Annotated in this window: 16 protein-coding genes; 1 reads left to right on the top strand and 15 read right to left on the bottom strand. The window is 71.8% G+C overall.

Annotated elements, in window-relative coordinates:
- Positions 1-3: 3 nt before the first annotated feature.
- The 6 genes from ENKNEFLB_RS02270 to ENKNEFLB_RS02245 all read right to left on the bottom strand — a co-directional run bounded on the left by ENKNEFLB_RS02270 (position 4) and on the right by ENKNEFLB_RS02245 (position 2,600).
- The gene (locus ENKNEFLB_RS02270; RefSeq protein ID WP_214057715.1) at positions 4-405 is read right to left on the bottom strand and encodes a hypothetical protein; all 402 of its coding nucleotides are present in this window, start codon (positions 403-405) and stop codon (positions 4-6) included.
- Positions 396-782, bottom strand: a complete 387-nt coding sequence (locus ENKNEFLB_RS02265; protein ID WP_214057714.1) for a hypothetical protein — start codon at positions 780-782, stop codon at positions 396-398. Before ENKNEFLB_RS02265 ends, ENKNEFLB_RS02270 begins: the two co-directional genes overlap by 10 nt.
- A gap of 43 nt (positions 783-825) precedes the next feature.
- Positions 826-1,122, bottom strand: a complete 297-nt coding sequence (locus tag ENKNEFLB_RS02260) for a hypothetical protein (RefSeq protein WP_214057713.1) — start codon at positions 1,120-1,122, stop codon at positions 826-828.
- 206 nt (positions 1,123-1,328) lie between these two features.
- Entirely contained in the window at positions 1,329-1,928 is a 600-nt protein-coding gene (locus ENKNEFLB_RS02255; RefSeq protein WP_214057712.1) for a hypothetical protein, read from the bottom strand.
- A 49-nt stretch (positions 1,929-1,977) separates the two neighbouring features.
- Positions 1,978-2,331 (bottom strand): hypothetical protein, encoded by a 354-nt coding sequence (locus ENKNEFLB_RS02250; RefSeq protein ID WP_214057711.1) that lies wholly within the window; start codon positions 2,329-2,331, stop codon positions 1,978-1,980.
- The gene (locus ENKNEFLB_RS02245; protein WP_214057710.1) at positions 2,328-2,600 is read right to left on the bottom strand and encodes a YrhB domain-containing protein; all 273 of its coding nucleotides are present in this window, start codon (positions 2,598-2,600) and stop codon (positions 2,328-2,330) included. The genes ENKNEFLB_RS02250 and ENKNEFLB_RS02245 overlap by 4 nt, the downstream gene beginning before the upstream one ends.
- A 224-nt stretch (positions 2,601-2,824) precedes the next feature.
- Here ENKNEFLB_RS02245 and ENKNEFLB_RS02240 point away from each other — a divergent pair, with 224 nt between their 5' ends.
- The gene (locus ENKNEFLB_RS02240; protein ID WP_214057709.1) at positions 2,825-3,151 is read left to right on the top strand and encodes a DUF6572 domain-containing protein; all 327 of its coding nucleotides are present in this window, start codon (positions 2,825-2,827) and stop codon (positions 3,149-3,151) included.
- A gap of 52 nt (positions 3,152-3,203) precedes the next feature.
- Here the strand turns inward: ENKNEFLB_RS02240 and ENKNEFLB_RS02235 are convergent, their stop codons facing one another.
- The 9 genes from ENKNEFLB_RS02235 to ENKNEFLB_RS02195 all read right to left on the bottom strand — a co-directional run bounded on the left by ENKNEFLB_RS02235 (position 3,204) and on the right by ENKNEFLB_RS02195 (position 14,172).
- On the bottom strand, positions 3,204-3,440 hold the full coding sequence (locus ENKNEFLB_RS02235) for a hypothetical protein (RefSeq protein ID WP_214057708.1): 237 nt from the start codon (positions 3,438-3,440) through the stop codon (positions 3,204-3,206).
- 119 nt (positions 3,441-3,559) lie between these two features.
- Entirely contained in the window at positions 3,560-4,054 is a 495-nt protein-coding gene (locus ENKNEFLB_RS02230) for a hypothetical protein (RefSeq protein ID WP_214057707.1), read from the bottom strand.
- A gap of 94 nt (positions 4,055-4,148) precedes the next feature.
- A complete protein-coding gene (locus tag ENKNEFLB_RS02225; protein ID WP_214057706.1) occupies positions 4,149-4,904 on the bottom strand; it encodes a pentapeptide repeat-containing protein in 756 nt (251 codons plus the stop codon).
- A gap of 300 nt (positions 4,905-5,204) precedes the next feature.
- Positions 5,205-5,525 (bottom strand): hypothetical protein, encoded by a 321-nt coding sequence (locus ENKNEFLB_RS02220; RefSeq protein ID WP_214057705.1) that lies wholly within the window; start codon positions 5,523-5,525, stop codon positions 5,205-5,207.
- A gap of 188 nt (positions 5,526-5,713) precedes the next feature.
- Positions 5,714-6,196, bottom strand: coding sequence for a suppressor of fused domain protein (locus ENKNEFLB_RS02215; RefSeq protein WP_214057704.1), 483 nt, complete (start codon positions 6,194-6,196; stop codon positions 5,714-5,716).
- 441 nt (positions 6,197-6,637) lie between these two features.
- On the bottom strand, positions 6,638-7,276 hold the full coding sequence (locus tag ENKNEFLB_RS02210) for a hypothetical protein (RefSeq protein WP_214057703.1): 639 nt from the start codon (positions 7,274-7,276) through the stop codon (positions 6,638-6,640).
- A gap of 651 nt (positions 7,277-7,927) precedes the next feature.
- Positions 7,928-8,302 (bottom strand): hypothetical protein, encoded by a 375-nt coding sequence (locus ENKNEFLB_RS02205; RefSeq protein WP_214057702.1) that lies wholly within the window; start codon positions 8,300-8,302, stop codon positions 7,928-7,930.
- The gene (locus tag ENKNEFLB_RS02200; protein WP_214057700.1) at positions 8,283-13,832 is read right to left on the bottom strand and encodes a DUF6531 domain-containing protein; all 5,550 of its coding nucleotides are present in this window, start codon (positions 13,830-13,832) and stop codon (positions 8,283-8,285) included. The genes ENKNEFLB_RS02205 and ENKNEFLB_RS02200 overlap by 20 nt, the downstream gene beginning before the upstream one ends.
- 55 nt (positions 13,833-13,887) lie before the next feature.
- Positions 13,888-14,172, bottom strand: coding sequence for a pyrophosphorylase (locus ENKNEFLB_RS02195; RefSeq protein WP_246535794.1), 285 nt, complete (start codon positions 14,170-14,172; stop codon positions 13,888-13,890).
- Between the last annotated feature and the right edge of the window lie 232 nt (positions 14,173-14,404).

The raw sequence follows: 14,404 nt of genomic DNA, 5'->3' as shown, positions 1-14,404 counted from the left end.
CCGTCAGCCGAACAGCTCCTTCGACCGCTGCACCCGCAGCTCCCGCAGGCGAGCCCTCGCCGCGGGCCACCGCTCCCCCGCGGCCATGTCCTCGATCTCGTCGAGGTGCAGCTGCAGGAACCGGGCGTACGACGCGTCGAGGAGCGCCGAGGACTCCGGCCGGCCCGTCCACAGCCGGCGGAGCAGGTCGATCGAGTACCAGTCCCCTGGGTCCTGGACCGGCTGGACGTCGGCCATCAGCTGCCGGCGGTCGCAGGTGAAGCGGATCCGCAGGCCCTCGGACTCGACGACCAGCAGGCCGTCGCCCCCGTTGCTGCGGTCCGCGCGGGAGTCCGTGATCTGGAAGCGACCTCCGCGCCACAGCCACGACAGGTGGTCCGCCACGAACCTGAGGATCAGGTCCACGGCGGCCGTCCCAGGACGAACGACACGACCGACGGAGCGTCCGCGGGGTGCACGAACACGGCGAGACGGTGCGCGCCAGGCGCCACCGGGACGGGGACCAGGTCCGACGCGACGACGGATCCCACCTCGAGCGCGGTCGAGATCATGATCCGACCGTCGAACACGCCGGTCCCGGCCTCCGCGTCGTCACCGAGCAGCACCCGTACGAGCACGTCACCCGCCGTGTCCGGTCGGGTCGCGACCACGACGGCCCGCTCGGAGTGCACCGTCGCCTCCGACCCGGTCACCCACTCCGGGAGGTCGGTCGTGCCGCGGTCGTGTGCGGAGACCTGCGCGTGGAGCGGCAGGACGCGCGCCTCGGCGAGCACCTCGTTCATCGTCCTGACTCCTCTGCTGCGGGCCTGCTGGGCCGACCGTCCGTCAACCCCATGAGGCGCCCCGGATGCCCTCGGTGAGGATGAGCCCAGGGAGGTGCATCACCCACGGTTCGTCGTCGTCGCCCTCCACCAGCGCCAGCTCGTGACCGGCGGACAGGGCGAAGACCGGTCCGACGCCCGCGCGGGTCTCGACCCCGACGATGCTCATCCCGACGAGGTCCCAGACGCGGTCCTCGAGGTCGGGAGACGACGAGCCCAGTGCCAGTGCGTCGACGGTCCAGTCGCACCACAGGGTCATGCCCCACCCGTCGCCGAACAGGGTGACGACGGGGTCCGTCACCTCAGTGCCGCGGATCAGCAACGGAAGCGCCTCCTGCAGGAGCTGCCGCACAGGTCGGGGAGGTGGGGTCCAGCTCGGCATGACTCCGCTCCCTCGTCTCCGCCCAGGGGCCGGCAGGCTCACGACGGAGCGTACGACCTCGGTCACCCGGATCGACCTCGACCAGTCCGGCGGCACGTCGGGTTTGCCGGCCGGCCGGTCGCTGCTCACTCGGCGGCCGCAGCGATCGCCGAGACCGACACCAGGCACTCGGCCAGGACGTCCTCGTCGGGCTCCGGGTGGCGTGCGAGGAGCCGGATCCCCCGATCGAGGCCTTGGCGCGCACCTGCCAGGACCGGGTCGTCGAGCGCCTCTCGTTCGGTGTCCTCCTGGTCTGCCGAGCCGGTGTCGTAGACCCCGGACAACCGCTCCGTCACACGGTGGAACGCGGGCTCCAGCAGGAACCACGCCCCGTCCTCAGCCTCGAGCCGGCCCAGCGCCAGGCGCAGGGCCGAGTCGACGCAGATCCAGCAGTCCTGGGCTGCTGTGAAGCCCGCGACGTCCGACGGCCCGGACGGCACCCGCGACTCCACCTCGGCCAGCAGGACCGCCGAGGCCGGTCCCCGTCCGAGGGCGATCTCGCGCGCCGCCACCTGCGCCTCCGCCAGACGCTCGATCTCTGGGTCGGCGGGGACCGCCGAGGACCACTGGACGTAGTCGCGGGTGAGGGCGACCGAACCGGCCCAGAACAGGCCGACGGCCGATCGGACCGACAACCCTCGGACCTGCGCCGCCACCTCGTCCGACGCTGCCTCGAACGGGCTCACACGACCACCTCGATCTCGATCCGTCGTTGCTGACGACCCCCACTCTCCGTCACTCGAACGCCAGCAGGTCCTCCACCGCCCGCCGGAGCCACGCGTCGAAGCCCGGGAGGTCCGCTCGCTGCTCCCAACCGGGAGCGGCGAAGTCATGGATGACGGACACCCGCCCCGGTCCGCGGTCGAGGTCCCAGCAAGCCAGGTCGTCGTTGTCACCACGGCGGGCGAACACCACCAGGCGCCGGTCCGGGTAACGGGTGCCGACACCCTGCCGATGGCGGCGCAGGAGGTGACCGTCGAGCACCTGCCACGGTTCCAGGTTCGTCAGCCCCAGCCGGACCACACGGAGGAAGGGCTCGGGGTAGCTGAACCCGGGCGGCAGCTCACCCGCGGTCAGCAGGCCCGTCACGGCAGCTGCTCCGTCCACGGGCGCCCGGACCCGGCCACGCGACACGCACCGGTGGCCCGGTCGACGATGACGGGGCCGTTCCCGGCGAGGGCGTGCTTGACCTCCCCGGTCTCCAGGAAGGCGACGGTGTTGTAAAAGAAGACGAACACGTCTGCTGTCTCCTGCGTCGCGCCGTCGTCGATCGAGACCGGTTGACGCAGCGACGTCCTGATGCCGCGGTCGAGCTCGCCCTCGGCCGCGGCCCGAGCCTCGTGCCTCCCGATGGCCACTAGGTCGTCCCCAGCCGTCGACGACGCAGCAGGTCCGGAGTCATGGGGACACTCAACAGGGCGGGGCGGTGATCAGGAAGGTCACCGGAGGGGCGACCCCGACACGTGCCCCCGGCACGGTGCCGGACACGGTCCTGCTCACGGACTCCGCGCCACAGAGACGCAGCTGGCCCGCTCTAGGCTTGCTCAGCACAGGACGGACCGGACCCAAGGAGCAGACCCTCATGGCAGGCCTCGATGACCCCGCCACGGTCGACCTGGTGACCCAGGACGCCGATGGCGACGTCGCCCTCATCCTCGTCCACGCCGAGCCGTGGAGCGCCGACGGCCACGACGTCACGCGACTGCGGGAGAAGCTGAACAACTACGCGACGTACGCCCTCGACGGACAGCTCGTCGACACCTACCCCGAGGCCTCCGGCGCCCGGGTCCGCATCCAGGTCGACAGCGTCGAGGAACCCACCGGGGACGTGGCCGAGCTCCTCGCCACGGCCCGACGAGGGCTCGCCAAGCACTCCATCGACCTCACGACCAACATCATCACGATCTGACTCCAGGACAGCCGTGCGCGACGGGCCTCCGGCGCCGACCGCGTCGGCACCCTCACGACAGAGCAGCGTCGATCGCGTGTCGCAGCTCCGCCGCCTGGTCGGCGAGCGCGCTGTCGCACTCCCCGCTCTCGACCAGGTTGCCGAGCACGAACCTCAGGCCCATCAGGATCTCTGTACCGGTGGCGCCCCCGACGATGACGTCGTCGATTCGGGACTCCCAGAGCCCGTGCCCGAGCTGCCCCAGCTGCCCGCTGAGAGATCGGGCATCACCGATGTAGTCCCTCGCCACGAGGTGTCCTCCCGTCGACAGCTGATCCGAGGACTGGCCCCAGGCGGCGCCGTTCGGCGCGTCCACGGCTTTCGTCGCCAGCGCGTGAGCCCCATCCCGCCCCCACCATGACAAGGGACTCAGACACGGGCGATCCCCAGGGCGTCACTCAACCGGTCGTCGACGGTCCGATACGACTGCAACCCCCATTCCCCGACCGGCTCGACGGATCCCTCCAAGCGTCGCGACCGTTCGTCGAAGAACCAGCCGCGGGTGTCTCTGAAGCAGTGCTGATCGAGCACCTCGCCTCCGACGAAGTCGAGGTGCGAGACCCGCCGAAAGAATCTCATCGTCCACGGCAACTTGTTGACCAGGACAGGTGGGACGAGCAGGTTCGAGACCCCCAGGACACCGCGATCCACCTCCGGCGACCAGTCGGCCGCGACCGGCCTGAAGACGTACACCAGGACGACCCCACGCATGGGTCCGATCGAGGCCTCGGTGGAGACGACGCGGGCAGGACAGGTGTACTCACCGATCCGGACGACGTCGACCTCGCCGGTAACCGGCCGAGAACCGGGGCCGTCAAAGGCCACCATGTTCGTCTCGATCACCGACCGCGACTCCTCAGTCATGCTTCACCCCAGTCCCTCACACCCTGAGCGTACGAGTGGTTCGGACTGATCTCGGATCCCATCGGCCCGCACGGGCAGAGGGTGCCCGTCGTCGTCAGCGCGGGAAGAGCGCGTCGTCGAGGCGCTCGCGCAGGCCCGGGACCGCGGTCGAGCCGAGGCCGCCCAGGTCGAAGGCCCAGTCGGACTCCTCGCTGGCGTGCGCCTGGAGCACACCGGCCAGGAGGTCGACCGCGGCCTGTCCCGCCTGGTCAGGGTCTCCAGCCTGGAGGCGATCGATGGCCGCCCCGAGCACGGACCTGTACCGATGCACGACCCGAAGGTCCTCCTGCTTCGGGAGCAGGGTCCTGTCCAGGACGTACCCGATCAGGCTCGTGTCGTCGAAGACGGCCTGGGAGAAGTCGGCCTCGAAGGCATGCGGGGAGACCTCCGCGCGCGCCCCCTGCCCCGTGACGATGAGGGACGGCAACGGTCCGCGGAAGATCACCCGGTCGACATCGCAGTCCTGGATGACCAGCCGACGCCCCGGCGCCTCGAATGCGCACTCCTCCAGCACGCATCCGACGAAGCTCGATTCCCGCAGGACCGTCCTGGCGAACGACACGCGACGCCACACCGTCGACCGGTCATTCCACGGCCCGCCGCCTCCCAGGCCGCGGCTCGTCATCCTCGCCCCGTCGAACGAACAATCCTCGATCGTGCTTCCCCAGACCCGCCAGCCGACGCAGCCGGCGCGGTCGAACAGGCAGTCCCTGATCACGGACCCGAACAGGCGCAGCTCGTCGACGTCGGCGCCCCGTAGGTCCAACCCCTCCCAGCACGCCCCGGCGGCCGGATCGTCCTGGGAGCCCACCTGTGTGGGCAGGCTCGTCAGGGAGATTCCCCGCAAGTCGACCCGCCCATCGACCTCGCCCAGTCCGTCAGGACGCGGGGAGCCGCCGCACAACCACGCCTTGACCGCCCGCGCCAAGCCCAGGCCGTCACGGTCCAGCCATCTGCCCTGCAGGTCTCTGGACGTCACCACGCGCTGCCTGCCCTCCTTAGCCTGAGTCGGTCAGCCAGGATCCCGATTGCTGGACCTCGTGCAGGACGACGTCGAACGGGACCGGACGCCGCGACGACTCCGCGCCGGCAGGGGAGCAATCGAGATTGGTCAGACAGTAGGTCCGTAGCCGTCCGTCCAGCTCAAGCCGCTACGCCTGACGGTGAAATCGCCAGTGCCGACCACGTTCATCACGTCCAGGGTCTGAGAACGATCTGCACCTCGGCTCCAGATCGGACCGATGAGACCCTCTTCGACATCTTCGACAACCAAGCGACCGGAGGCGAACACGGACAACGAGACACCGTCGGTGTGCTGGACGCTCACATCCGCGTGCTCTCCATCAGCACCTACGAGCTCATCAAGCAGGCTCTGCAATTTGCTCTCGTCGAAAGGCTCCATCGAGCCGTCCAGGTGCGTGACTGTCGACATGTTGCGACTCCTCGTGCGGCCTGATCCTCGTTCGGGGGCGCGCCACCTGGGATCCCCCGGCTTGAGTATCCACCGGCTCCACCAGGAGCCAGGGTTCGCCACCATCCAGACCCCGGCGAGTGTCGCTCCCCTGAACAAGCCGCACGACGCCCTGTCCGCGCCCGAGCTGCCCGTGAAGAGATCGGGTATCACCGACGTCGTCCTCGGCGCGTGGGTGCGCCGGGTCGAGCGGGGGGCCGACCCACGTCGTACGGGTCCCACTCCATGTCCCAGAACGGGCCCAGCCCGTGGGCCGCGATCAGGTCCGCCTCCGACGCATGGATGGGGTAGAGGCCCTGCAGATTGATCGGCAGGTCGTCCCCGACCTCGATGCGCCGCGCCTCTGCAGGAACCACAGCGGGCGCGAAGCACAACCACGACGTCATCGTCGTGTCTCCGGCCAGCGGAGCACGCGAGCCGATCACATCACCGACCCGGAAGGGACACACGTCCCTCATCGACTGCGCGAGCGTGGCTACCGCCGACGCCCACCCGGGGTCGGCACTGCGCACGCTGAGCACCAGCTCGGGGCGCCCCTGCGTCCACACCGCCTGCCGCGCCCGCGACAGCCCAGAGGTGAACACCGTCTGGATGCCCGGCTCAGGCAGGTCCCGGAAGCGCAGCGCCACCACGCCCCCGGGCTCGTCACCAGCACCGGGACCGTCCCCACCCCGAGCCCGCACGCGCTCCGGAAGGGCTCCGGTCAGGTCGTGCAGGTACGACTCGTAGGCGTGTTGCTGCAGACCTCGCACAGCGCCCATGTCTACGCGCGACCTGGTGCCGGGGCAACAGGCTGCGGGCTCGAGCCGTTCACTCCGGGAGCCGGACAACCATGAGGTCGGCCAGGTCCTTCCCCTGGGCATGCTGCGCCGTCGGGCGTGTCTCCAGCCGCATGGTGCTGAGGCTCCGGCCCATCCCGTCGTCAGACGTCATGGCATCTCGCGCCGGTGGTCACGTCCGAGGACGGATCCTCGGTCTGATGCGTCGGGACGTTCTCGCACTCGATCACCGGTTGCCTCGTCCGCACGTGCTGACCTGCTCGCGCGACATCCTCGCTGCACGCGACACCGGTCTCAACCAGGGCCCGCGAACTCGGCCTCGAACCGCTCCACGAACGTACGGAACTGCTCGGCCGCCATGTGAGTCTCACCCTCGACCTCCGCCAACGACGCATCCAGGGTCCGCCGCGCGTCCCGTGGTCGACCGAGCAGCTCGTAGGCGATCGGCAGACGGGTCTTGCGGGCCTCGAGGGTGGTGAAGCGAACCTGTTCGAGGTCATCGGCGATGACCTCGAGCTCCGCGTGGTCCTGTCCGAACTGGAACCCGTACGCGACCACCGCCGCCGCCAGGTCGCCTGCGACGTCGTCGAGGTCTGAGCCGTCCTCGAAGAACCACGCCCGGTAGGCACCCTCCGGCATCAGGTACCCGACGGCCGAAGACAGGGTGGCCAGCTCGTAGGGACGGCCTTTCGTCCCCACCAGGGCGGAGCGTCGGGACTCGATGCCCTCATGGCAGACACCCATCACCGGATTGATCTCGAACCGGCCCCCGGGACCGTTGCTCGCTGTGTTCAGGGCGACGCGCCCCAGTGTGCCGTCCACCCCGGAGTCGAAGGTGTAGACGTCACCTGCCCGCTTGCGCAGCCCGGCTGACTCCAGCGCTCGACGGCAGCTGTCGCGCGCCCGTCGCGGAACTGTCTCGTCTCGTGACATTCACAGATCCCATCGGTCGATCTGGACGGGCGTCGGCGGGACTGGCTCCCGGGCGACCGGTGGTCGTTCCAGCAAGACCCATTCTCCTCCGGTTACGGCACCGCTCGAGAGGCGGCGCCTGATGCGGGACAGCGGTCACCACGGGTCGAGTGACCCATCGCCACAGGGAGGCACCGCCCACGACTGCTCCTGTCGCCAGGTCGATCGCGAAGTTCCGCGGCTCCTCGTCCGCGGGGTCAGCCACCCCACGCATGGCACCGTCGGTCACCTCGTCGATGCGGCGACCGTCAACGGCCAGTCGCGCGAGGTCCACCTCATACCCAGGTCATCCATGGCAATCTCGGTCCACGGCGTGACCAGGAGCAGCACACCTTCCGCGGCAAGGCCTCGGCCGCGACCACCGGTGTAGGTGTCACAAGCCCGAAGGACGCCTGATCTTCGACCCCGCCGAGGAACGCCGTCCCTCTGACGACGACGCAGAGTGCGTTCGGCGATGGCGTCGGCAGGAGCGCATCGAGAGCGCGCAGGCCCGGGACCGGCGCATGAAGCCGACCGACACCCGTCCCCGTCCTTCGAGGACATCCCGTGGGCACGCCCACAGAGCACCACGCCTGCGACGCGCCCGTCGTCGGGAGTGTCCGGCGGCGGCTTTCAGCCCCAGTACTCGCTCCGCGTGCCGCCGGTGATGATCAGACCAGGGATCTGCATGACCCAGGGTTCCTCGTCGTCTCCCTCCATCAGTGCAAGCTGGTGCCCGCTAGACAGACGAAAGATCGGGCCGACGTTCTCGACGACCTCCAACCCGACGATGCTCAACGAGACGAGGTCCCACACACGGTCTTCCAGGTCCGGGGAGCTCGAGCTCAGCGACATCGACTCCACGGTCCAGTCGCACCACAGAGTGAGGCTCCAGCTCTCACCGAAGAGCGTGACGACGGGATCCGTCGTCTCGGTACCGCGTATCTGAAGCGGCAGTGCCTCACGCAGGAGCTGTGACGCGGGGCGGCTAGGGGTCCAGTTCGACATGACTGCGCTCCCTCACGTAAGCCTTTCGCTCTGGTCCTGTCAGGCCAGAGGGTGGCTGGATCGGCTTGCCGGTGAAAGCGTCCACCGGCCCGTTGTTCGCGTTCGTGAAGGACGCACGGGCGGGAGCCTGTCCAGATGGATCCATGACGCGGACCTTGGAACCGTCAGGGAGTGTGTATCCCGTCCCTGGACGATCTGTCGGCGCAGCGGGGAAGCCTGCATCGTTGAAGCCACCCTCCAGACGGGATCGACTCGTGGGGATGACGACACCGTCTGCGCTGGCGATGAAGTCGGCGCGCGGTGGGTGGGTGACGGGCGGTACGTCGTCGAGACTGCGCGTGCCCGCTCGGACGGCGTCGTCGCCCATCGCCGGCCCCGGGAGCACCCCGGTCCCCGCACCCATCGCGGTGTTGCGCAGCAACCCCTCCGGGGTGTGCGGTCCCGGGCCCGTCAGGTACCCACCGGCACCGGAGACGACACCCTCGGTGACGCCCTCGGCCACGGCGACCTTCACCGCGCTGGCGCCCCCACGAGCAAGCAGGCCGCCGGCACCGAACCCGATCGCCCCCGCAGCACCCGAGACCGCGACCTGGCCCCAGTTCACCTCACCGGTCGTGGCCTTCTGGATCCCGGTGTCGATGCCCGCCGAGATCAGCGCCATGCCCGCGGCCTGGGCCACGCCCGGCACCGGCGCGATCATCAGCGCCGCGCCGGCGACGATCATCGCGCCGGCCGCGACGTACTCCCAGTTGTCCTTCGCCCAGTCCCCGACCGCGTCCGTGGCATGACCCAGCGGACCCTTGGTCGAGCCGATGTAGGCGTTCAGCTCCGCGTCGCTGATCGGCCGCAGGCCCGTCGGGTCGACGGCGTGCACCGGGTCGTTGCCGGCGTAGGAGTACGGGTTGCCCGACCACCCCGACCCGACCACCGGGTCGAGCGGGTCGACCGAGAGGAACCCTCGCGAGGTCGGGTCGTAGACCCGGGCGCCCAGCAGCTCCAGCCCACCCGCGCCCGGAAGGGAGACCTCGCCCGAGGTCCCGATCTCCAAGCCTCCGGGCAGCTCCATGCCGCCCCCGACGCCCCACGGGTCGTCGGCCGTCGCGGCCGAGCGCGCCGTGCGCCACCCCGCCGCCGACCAGCCGCCGGACCCGTCGGCCCCGCTGTCGGTCGAGCCGACACCGGTGACCGGACCGGCCCCCACCACCGACGTCGCGCCGGCCTGGACCAGGCCTGGCGCGTAGGGGTCGGCGGAGTCCCAGAAGACCTCCGTGCCGTCCACGTCCGCGAGCTCGCCGTGGGCGTCGACGTGCACCTCGGTACGCCGCTCGACGACGTCTCCGGCACCAGCGGCGGACTGCTCGCCCACCGCCGAGAGGAACCCGGTCGAGGACCAGGAGAACCGTCGGACGCCGCCGTCGGGCAGGTCCGTACGCGCCCGGCGCCCGGCGCCGTCGTAGGCGTGCCGGGTGACCGTCCCGTCGGGCCCGGTGACGCTCAGCAGCTGCCCGGCCGCGTCGTGGACGTACTCCCGCGTCGACCCGTCCAGCGACTCCGAGACCAGGCGGCCCGCGGCGTCGTAGCGCCAGCGGGTCTCCGAGGCCCGACTGCCCGGGGCCGTCGACCCGGTACGGGTCGCGAGGAGCTGGTGCGCCCCGTCGTACTCGTAGGAGGTGACGCGGTCCTCGCGGGCGACCGTGGCGACCCGGCCGAGCTCGTCGCGCTCGATCGTGGTGCGGGTGGCGCCCTCGGCGTCGGTGACGGTGTGGCCCACGACGAACCCGTCGGCGTGCTCCCAGGTCTGCAGGGTGCCGCCGGCGCTGGCCGAGACCACCCGGCCCGCCGCGTCGCGCGTCAGCGACGCCCGGCCCAGCAGCGGGTGCTCGACCGCGAGCAGCCGGCCGGCCGCGTCGCGCTCGTAGGACGTCGTTGACCCGTCCGGGGTCGTCATCGAGGTACGGCGGCCGTCGGCGTCGTAGGTCCAGGAGACCCCGCGGCCGTCGCGGGTCCGCGAGACCATCCGCCCCCGCCGGTCCCACTCGAGCTCGTGGCGCACCACGGCGCCCTCGCCCGGACCGTCGGTGCGGGTCCGGTCGGTCAGCACCAGGCGGCGGGCGCGCAGGTCACGGCTGATGGACGAGACCACCCGCCCGTCGACCGCGGTCGAGGCCAGCCGGCCCTGCGCGTCGTAGGCCCACTCGGTGAGGCGGCCGTCCGGGTCGGTCTGCCAGACCTGCCGCCCGGCGGCGTCGTAGCCGGCACGGGTGGTGCGGCCGAGCGGGTCGGTCTCGGCCGTGCAGTGGTTCATCGCGTCGAACTCGCGGCGCGTCACCTGGCCCAGCGGGTCGGTGATCGCCACGGCGCGGCCGTTGGCGTCGTACTCCCAGCGGGTGACCCCGCCGTTGCCGTTGGCCACCTCGACCAGCTGGCCCGCGGCGTCGTAGCGGTAGCGGCGCTGCCCGTGCCAGGTGTCGGAGGAGCGGACCACGCGGCCGGCGGCGTCGTAGGCGTACCGCGCGATGCCGGCGCCCGGGGTGAAGCGGGCGGTGACGCGACCCATCGCGTCGCGCTCGACCCACGCGACCTCCCCGGTGGGCAGCACCTGGCGCGCCACCCGGCCGTCGGCGTCGTACTCCTGGGTGGTGCGGGCACCGGTCGGGTCGACCACCGCGACCAGCCGGCCGCACTCGTCGTACTCCCGGCGCGTCACCGCACCCGACGGAGAGGTGATCGCCACGGGGCGCCCCGCGGCGTCGCGCGCGACGAGCGTCAGGCCGCCGTCGGCGTCGAGCAGCTCGACGGGCCGCCCGCACCGGTCGTAGGTCGCCATCGCGGCGGAGCCGTCGGCCTGCTCCGAGCGGGTGGCGCGGCCGAGCGGGTCGAAGGAGGTGGACAGGGTGGCCGAGCCGTCGTCGACGCTGACCGTGCCCGTGGCGCGGTCGGCGCTGACCTCCTTGCGCACGCCGGTCGGGTCGACGGTGGCGGTCAGACCACCGGTGGTGTCGTACTCGTTGCGCCAGGTGCCCCCGGCGGGGTCGGTGGTCGCCACCAGCCGTGACAGCGCGTCGTGGGCGAACTCCCAGGTCGAGCCGTCGGGCAGCTCGGCCGCGGCCACGTTGCCGAGGTCGTCGACGCGACGGGTGATCGCGCGACCCAACGGGTCGATGGTGCGCGACTCCTCGCCGTGCGCGTCGCGCTCGACCTCGGTGCGCGCGCCCGTGGGGTCGACGACGGCCGTCAGCCGGCCGGCGGCGGTGTGCTCGTAGCGCCACACGGCCCCGTCGGCGTCGCGGCGCGAGACGAGCTGGCCGGCGGCGCCGTAGGTGTAGGTCGTGCGGTGCCCGCCGGGGCTCAGGGCCGCGACGACGCGGCCGGTGCCGTCACGCTCGAGCCGGGCGGTTCGTCCCGTGGCGTCGGTGGTGGCGACCAGGTCGCCGTGCTCGTCGTAGGTGAAGCGGACGGTGACGCCGGTGGGGTCGACCAGGCCGGTCATCAGCCCGTCGGACCAGGACAGCCCGGTGACGCCGCCCTCGGGGTCGACGACGCGCACGGGGTTGCGCGGGACGCCGGTCGCCGGGTCGGACGCCTCGTCGGCTGCGGGGTAGGTGTACTCGGTGACCGCGCCGGACTCGGCGACGACCGTCGTGACCCGGTCGTGCTCGTCGTAGCCGTAGGTCACGTCGGCACCGGACGGTGTCACGGTCCGCACCCGGCGGCCGCGCTCGTCGTGCTCGTGGATCGTGGTCGAGCCGTCGCGGGCGGTCTGCAGGACGGGGTGGCCGTGCGCGTCGTACGACGTGGACTGGCGGTGCTCCTCGGCGTCGACGATGCCGACGACGCGCCCCTTCGCGTCGGAGACCCAGGTGTTGGACCGCGAGCCGTCCTCGTCGGAGACGACGGTGACGCGGCCGGGCAGGTAGACGAACCGGCTGAACCGGCCGTGCTGGGAGCGCTGCCGCCTGACGCGGCGGTGCTCGTCATAGGTGTTCTCGGCCTCGACGACGCCGTCCGCGTCGGTCACCGAGGTGATCAGCGACGCCTCGTCCCAGGCGTACGACCGCGTGCCGCGCGGGGTGGTGGCCCGCAGCAGCCGGCCGGCGTCGTCGTAGTCGTAGGTCACGGGCCGGCCGTCGGAGGCGAGCGCGGCGACCACGCGGGGTCCGCCGACGCGCTCGACGTCCCACGTGAGGTCGATGCTGCGGCCGCGCTCGTGCTCGAGACGGACCAGGCGGGCCTCGCCGCCGACCACCTCGTGGACGAGGCGGACGGTCGTGCCGGGGCCGCGCGAGCTGGTGAGCGGCCGGCCGGCGCGGTCGAAGGTCCAGCGGGTGCCGTCGCTGCCGGTGACCACGAGCCGCTCGTCCCCGCTCGCGGCGTCCCGGGTGCGGTCCAGCCAGAGGTCCTCCCCGGCGGCGCGGTCCCACGCCTCACCGAGGCGGCCGAAGGAGACCACGCGGCCGTCGGGCAGGCGCAGCCGGGCGGCCTCGTCGTCGAGGGTCAGCCCGGCCTCGGTCCAGCTCGACCAGCCCGGGCCGAAGGCACCCGTGCCGGTGTCGAAGGAGTTGTAGGTGCGGTCCAGCGACAGCGACGCCGTGCCGCCGGCGAAGCCGAGGTCGGCCTCGTTCTCGATGAAGTTGCCCGTCGCGGCGTTGACGGGGTCGTCGGCGTACCCGCTGGAGGGCGGGTTGCCGTAGGCCGTCGGCGGGTCGATGTCGAGGTCCTGGCGCGAGGCGTCGACCCCCGCGGCCTGCAGCGCGGCCGCGACCGCGCTGTCGCTCAGGGTGGACACGTCGGCGTCGCTGCCGGCGGTGGCGAAGGCGTCGGCGACGGTGGTGGTCCAGAGGACGTCCTCGGCGTTCGCGTCCAGCCAGCGGTCGAAGCCGGTAAAGACGCTGCTGGCCTCGAGGTGCCCCCAGCCGCAGCCGGCGACGAACGCGTCGTAGGCGCTCCGGCAGGACGACGGCTTGCCGGCGAGGGTGCCGTTGGCGCCCTGGGAGCCGGTGGCGAAGGTGCGCAGGTCGGCCGGACGGGCCGAGGAGGTCCCGCCGGCCCCGCCGCTCCCGGCGCCGGGGTTCTGGCGGGGTCGGGGCGCCACCACGGTCGGGGCGTAGGACGGCGGCTCCGGCATGTCACCGACCGGGGGCTTGTCCTCGCCCATACCGAGCAGGCTCTTGCCTCCGTCGATGCCCTTCTCGAGGAGGTTGCGGTCCTCCTGCTCGCGCTGCCACTCACGGGCCGTCTCGCGGCGGGCCTGCTCCTCGCGGGCGGAGTCGGCGAGCTGACCCACGAAGCGGGCCACGTCACGCAGGCCGACGACGACCTGCTCGGCGTCCGCGTCTGCGGTCTCGGCGTTGCCGGCGAAGAGGGTCGAGAAGTAGCCCCGGAACTCCCCCATCGCCGTGCTCGCCCAGGCGAGACGGGAGCCGCGCTGCGACTCGACCGTCGACGCGGTGCTGCCGGCCAGGGTGACGAGGTGCTGCGCCGCCCCGTGGTCGAAGCGCACGTCCTCCTCGATCGGACCGATCCCGCTCATGCGTGGTGCCTCTCTGGTGCCTGTCGTGCCGTGTGCTGCCGGTCGGCTCGGACGGTCAGGCGCCGCCGCCGGCGGTCATGATGTTCTGGCTGATCTGGTCCAGCTGCACGCGCAGCTCCTCGAGCTCGGTCTTGGCCTTGTCCAGGGCCGCCTTGGTCTCGGGCCAGGTCGCGGAGCGGAACCGCTCGGCCAGGGGGCCGTCCCAGTTGTTGGGGTCGGAGAGCTGCTGGCCCTTGGTGTCGAGCTGGTTGATCTGGTCGGTCAGGCCGCCGTTGATGATCGAGGACATCTGCTGGATGGCGGACTTGGCGGTGGCGGAGGAGAGAACGCGGTCGGACACGGGTGCCTGCCTTTCGCCGACCACGCGGGCCGGCTGTCATGGACGTGGTCGTACGGACCCGCCAGATGATGCACGCCCGGGGCCGTCGGCGCACCAGGTCGGAGGCGAACTCCTGGTGACACGCCGGATCCACGCCCGATCCACGCCTAGACCAGGGCCTCGGGCGTCTCGTCCGCGAGACTCGACCTGTCTCGCGGGCGGGACTGGCGCCGGATCGGTCGTTCCCCGGGCC

Source organism: Nocardioides aquaticus, assembly GCF_018459925.1.
GTDB classification, from domain to species: Bacteria; Actinomycetota; Actinomycetes; order Propionibacteriales; family Nocardioidaceae; genus Nocardioides; species Nocardioides aquaticus.
The sequence above is the reverse complement of the archived record's forward strand: the minus strand, read 5'-3'. Positions and strand labels throughout refer to the sequence as shown.

Excerpts from the sequence above, each read along its gene's own strand:
- ENKNEFLB_RS02265 (WP_214057714.1), bottom strand. The coding sequence starts at position 782 with ATGAACGAGGTGCTCGCCGAGGCGCGCGTCCTGCCGCTCCACGCGCAG.
- ENKNEFLB_RS02240 (WP_214057709.1), top strand. The coding sequence starts at position 2,825 with ATGGCAGGCCTCGATGACCCCGCCACGGTCGACCTGGTGACCCAGGAC.
- ENKNEFLB_RS02230 (WP_214057707.1), bottom strand. The coding sequence starts at position 4,054 with ATGACTGAGGAGTCGCGGTCGGTGATCGAGACGAACATGGTGGCCTTT.
- ENKNEFLB_RS02220 (WP_214057705.1), bottom strand. The coding sequence starts at position 5,525 with ATGTCGACAGTCACGCACCTGGACGGCTCGATGGAGCCTTTCGACGAG.
- ENKNEFLB_RS02210 (WP_214057703.1), bottom strand. The coding sequence starts at position 7,276 with ATGTCACGAGACGAGACAGTTCCGCGACGGGCGCGCGACAGCTGCCGT.
- ENKNEFLB_RS02205 (WP_214057702.1), bottom strand. The coding sequence starts at position 8,302 with ATGTCGAACTGGACCCCTAGCCGCCCCGCGTCACAGCTCCTGCGTGAG.
- ENKNEFLB_RS02200 (WP_214057700.1), bottom strand. The coding sequence starts at position 13,832 with ATGAGCGGGATCGGTCCGATCGAGGAGGACGTGCGCTTCGACCACGGG.